Origin of the sequence: Collinsella aerofaciens (assembly GCF_039752955.1) — a bacterium.
Lineage (GTDB): Bacteria > Actinomycetota > Coriobacteriia > Coriobacteriales > Coriobacteriaceae > Collinsella > Collinsella aerofaciens_BI.
In genome coordinates, this window is the sequence record NZ_JBDMHB010000078.1 from 1 (window position 1) to 3,086 (window position 3,086).

Consider the following 3,086-nt stretch of genomic DNA (forward strand, 5'->3'; position numbering starts at 1 on the left):
GGAGGTATTACGAGCTCCTGTGCGAATTGAAGGGAGCGCTCCCGCAAACTGCCTCTTGACAACTTATAGGAGCGTCGCTTTTACCTGATGGATAAGGCGGCCGGCGTGTACTATCTGCGCTCAAACGTGTTTGCGAGCGCGAACGACGACGCCTATCCGGCGGTCAGCGCCATCGTGAAGTCCGCAGTCGACAAATGCAGCGCCGATACCGACGGGTCCGACTACGCCCGCGCCCTGTGGCTCCACGACTGGACGCTCGACCAGCTGGAGTACGACCACAGCCTCAACTGGTGCTCGGCCGAAAGCGGCCTCACGCGCCACCAGGGCACCTGCGAGAGCTACCAGCGCATCTACTCCAAGCTCCTTGACGCCGCGGGCATCGCCAACGGCCGCATCACCGGCAACGGCCACACCTGGAACGCCGTAAAGATCGACGGCAAATGGTGCCAGATGGACCCAACCTGGGATGACACCAGCGACAACTGGTACGGGGACCTGGACCAGCGCCATCTGTACTTTGGCCTGGCCGACGAGCTCATGGCAATCGCCCACTCCGACCACATGGCTAACTACCAAAAAGACGGCTACGCCCACCACTCGACCGACCTGTCTAACAATTACTTTGTACGAACTGGCAAGGCCGATGAATGGGCAGAGAAGTATGCCGATCGCATTCAGCAGCACCTAGATGCCTTTCAAAGCAGATAGTTAATTGAATGCGCCAACGAATACACCATTACAGTTTGGAACGCCCGAACAGTCCTATGTTTAGAATCACCAAAGTGCGAACACTAGAGCTTTAACTAACATCCACCCGAAATCGTCGATACGAGACACAGGCAGTCCAATCAATTAAACAAGTGAATTGAAATTAAAGACCTTAGTTGACTCAACCGGGAAAAACGATCTGATATCGATTTCTCGTCTTCTGCAGCCACATTTGCAACCTCATAGAAACGTCTGGCCAAATCACGACGTCGTTTCTGATAAGCCCTGGCAGCCACCGTAGAACGATCGGGTAAACCATAGTCGAAAATATAAAGCCTGCATGCCGAATCTGACAACCTATCAGCCACTTGTCGCCAAATGTAACCATCGCTTTCTCCCAAGCTGCAGCCATATATACAAATGCTATCGGCTTTAGCTATCAGCTCACTCATCTCAGCGGTTTTCGTATTGCCATAAATTCCGTAGTTCTTTTTTTCTTTAACCCAAAGCTCTTGAAAATCCACCTTAGAGGAATAAACGGGAGATGTAATCTGATCAGAATCTGAAACGCCAAATATAATATTGGTAGCAGTGCCCCCATCATTGATTTCTCCATGAAGATGAAGAAGCGTGCCTTGATAAAAGAACTTAGGCGTAGTACCGACAATCAACTTACCAAAGGGCTGGTCTTTCCCAATCTCATCCCAAAAACGATTGACGGTATTCGTATAGTTTAAAACCAGAACGTGCACAGTCACGTCTTCAGAAGTCGACATCAAAGCGGGGAGCCCTTTTAATACGTCAACAGCAGTGAGTCTCGTATAGAAGCTGCTAATTGATGCTCGAAATTCCTGAACTGCCTCCTGAGGAAGCTCGACAGGCATACGGCTGGACTCTCTAAATACGTAATCTAAAAACTCATCTTGAATATTCTCAAACGTCTCATGAAATAATTCTTCGTCGTCTTCATAAAACGCTGATGCTCTGCCTAGAAGATTTTCCAAATCACACCAAAGTTCAGACGCTCGTTCTGGGCTGAATCCCTCAACTCTTTTTACAAGCTCATCCCTATATTTGTTCTGAACGCCATCTTTAAAATAGCGATTCTTCAAAAAAGAACGGTAATCAGTTGCGAGACCAAGGTTCCGATCAAATCCATTCCCAATGATCCAAAGAAGATTTAGCATTCAATACCGTCCGATTTAATAACAGAGATTAGTTTTACTGCGCAGTACACCATGCAATATAACGCATGAAGGGCTCTGCCATCAGCGAGCCCTTCATGCACCATCGGTTCATTCTGATCGTATAACTGGATGTTAAAGCATGGACATGTACCCCTTAAGCTCCTCCTCCCAGTCGGGCATGTGGAAGCCACTGGTCTCGAGCTTGGACAGGTCGAGCGCGGAGTGGGCCGGGCGCGGTGCGATGGGGCCCGCGGCGTTCGAATAGTAGTCGGCTGTGCTGACCGGAACGACCCTCTCCCCGTTGCCGTTGGCGGCCTCGAAGACGGCGCGGGCGATGTCCGCCCAGGACTTCACGGCGCCGGAGCCCGTGCAGTCGTAGGTTCCGTAGGGGGCGTGCGTGCCCAGCACGTGGAAGATGGCCTCGGCCATGTCGCGCGTGAAGGTCAGGCGGCCCAGCTGGTCGTCCACGACGGTAACCTGCGTGAGCCCGTCCTCGGGGTCGGCTACGCGGTCGGAGAGGCCCCTCATCGTCTTGACGAAGTTGTGCCCCTCGCCGATGACCCAGCTGGAGCGCATGATGTAGTGGCGCGGGCACCCTGCCACGGCGATGTCGCCGGCCGCCTTGGTCTGGCCGTAGACGGAAAGCGGGCTGAGGGGCTCCTCCTCGGTGTGCACCTCCTCGGTGCCATCGAAGACGTAGTCTGAGGACACGTGGACGAGGGTAATGCCGTGCCCGGCGCAGGTGCGGGCGAGCAGCGCCGGGCCGGTCGCGTTGGCCTTCCAGGCGGCCACGCGGCCCTCGGGGGTCTCCGCTTTATCCACGGCGGTGTAGGCGCCGCAGTTGATGACGGTGCCGTAGAGCGACCAGTCGTACTGTGTGTAGGCGTCCGGGTCTGACATATCGAAGGTGTCGATGTCGCAGAAGTCGAAGTCCCTGGCGACGCCGCGCTCCTCGGCGAGCGCGCGCACCGCATGGCCCAGCTGGCCGTTGCAGCCGGTGACGAGGGTGCGCTTGGGCGCCATCGGGACGACGTCCTTCAGCATCGGGTGGTTGAGGTCGGCCTCAGAGACGGTGGCCTCATTGAGCGGGATCGGCCACTCGATGGCGAGCTCCGGGTCGGCGAGGTTCACGAAGGTGTAGGTCCTCTTCAGCTCGAGGGACCAGTGGGCGTCCACCAGGTAGGTGTAGGC

3 protein-coding genes are annotated in these 3,086 nt (G+C 55.1%); 1 reads left to right on the forward strand and 2 read right to left on the reverse strand.

What is annotated here, in order from left to right; genetic code table 11:
- Window positions 1–105: 105 nt before the first annotated feature.
- Window positions 106–708 carry a transglutaminase domain-containing protein gene (locus tag ABHR75_RS09780; RefSeq protein ID WP_346964221.1) on the forward strand — a complete coding sequence of 201 codons (603 nt, stop codon included), beginning with the start codon at window positions 106–108 and terminating at the stop codon, window positions 706–708.
- A gap of 140 nt (window positions 709–848) precedes the next feature.
- Here the strand turns inward: ABHR75_RS09780 and ABHR75_RS09785 are convergent, their stop codons facing one another.
- Both ABHR75_RS09785 and ABHR75_RS09790 read right to left on the reverse strand, forming a co-directional pair.
- Window positions 849–1,895: an AbiH family protein gene (locus ABHR75_RS09785; protein WP_346964222.1), complete on the reverse strand. Its 1,047-nt coding sequence runs from the start codon at window positions 1,893–1,895 to the stop codon at window positions 849–851.
- Window positions 1,896–2,027: 132 nt separating this feature from the next.
- Window positions 2,028–3,086 (reverse strand): sugar nucleotide-binding protein (locus ABHR75_RS09790; RefSeq protein WP_346964223.1); only part of this gene is annotated, 1,059 nt, incomplete at its 5' end.

Coding starts and splice junctions, on each gene's coding strand:
- ABHR75_RS09785 (WP_346964222.1), bottom strand. CDS start 1,895: ATGCTAAATCTTCTTTGGATCATTGGGAATGGATTTGATCGGAACCTT.